The sequence below is a fragment of the Paenibacillus sp. N119s genome (genome assembly GCF_059447605.1).
In genome coordinates, this window is record NZ_JCAJRU010000454.1 from 1 (window position 1) to 1135 (window position 1135).

Annotated in this window: 1 pseudogene; it reads right to left on the reverse strand. The window is 50.1% G+C overall.

From position 1 onward, the window contains the following. Positions 1-1135, reverse strand: a pseudogene (locus AC5V8P_RS25690) (hypothetical protein); the annotation flags it as partial.

The following is a 1135-nucleotide window of genomic DNA, read 5'->3' on the forward strand; positions in this document are numbered from 1 at the left end:
TGTTGAAGCTTTGCTGGACTGGTGACTTTTGCTTTAGGAGGAGAGGCTTGGCTGCTAGATGAATCCTTGGCTGCTGATGCAGCTTGTGCGGCCTCATAGGCTTTGATGCTCATGAGTGGCGGCTCAGGCACAGGAGGGAGGTCAGCTACGAAAACAGGTGCCTTCACCGTACCTTCCTGATAAATCACTGGGGCTTTGGTGTCTGTCTCACCATCCAATACCATGCTGCTGGCTCCGCCTTTTAGATACAGCGCCGTTCCAGCTTCCAGTGAAAGTTCCTGTCCAGCAACAAGCTTTACATGTCCACCCTGAATTTGCACATTCCCGGGACTGTCAATCGTAATGCCGTTACCTTCATGCAGTGTAATGGAAAATTCACCGGAGGTGGATAGGTTCAGCTCATGCTCAGACATTTCGACGCCGCTACCTTGCACATGTTGCCATACCTTCACATTCGGCTGTCCATTTGCGTGGCGTTGTTGTCGGAGCGAATCCGTGACATAGGCATCCTGTTCGCGGTGGGTGGGCAGATACAATTCCACCTGTTCCCCGATCTCAGGCATATCGAACCAGCCACTATGTTCTTCCGCGACATAACGGGTGGCGATGGGAAACCAGCACGCTTTGGCAGGATCTTGCTTCGGGTCAATGTCCAGTTGAAGCTGTACAAAATCCTGCTGTACCTTCAGCACCGTTCCTATCAGCGAAATTCCAGTAGCCTGATCGTTTTCATACCGCGCATAGCGGATATCTTGTTCAGCTTGAAGATCATAACGGGTGCGTAGTAGGCCGTCCGCTAGCGTAGTCACTGCTCGAACCACGACCAACTCTTTACCTTGTCCAATGGGTAACGTAATGAGGTCGCCAAGCGCATAGTATTGCAGACTTTCAATCATATAGGTGACATACGAGCCAGCACGTTGTTCTCCTAGCTTTTCGGCATCCAGTTCATGAAACGTTTTACGTACTTGATAAAATACATCTCGCTCCACCTTATGCTGTTTGCCTTTAGGCATTCCGAAGAAAACCTTGGGCGAGGCTGCGGTTACTTCTGGCACGAGTACGGAACCAAAGCGAGAAGCGAGACGTTTTAAAAACGCCCAATCGGTCTCCTCATATTGTAAAACAAATGTCT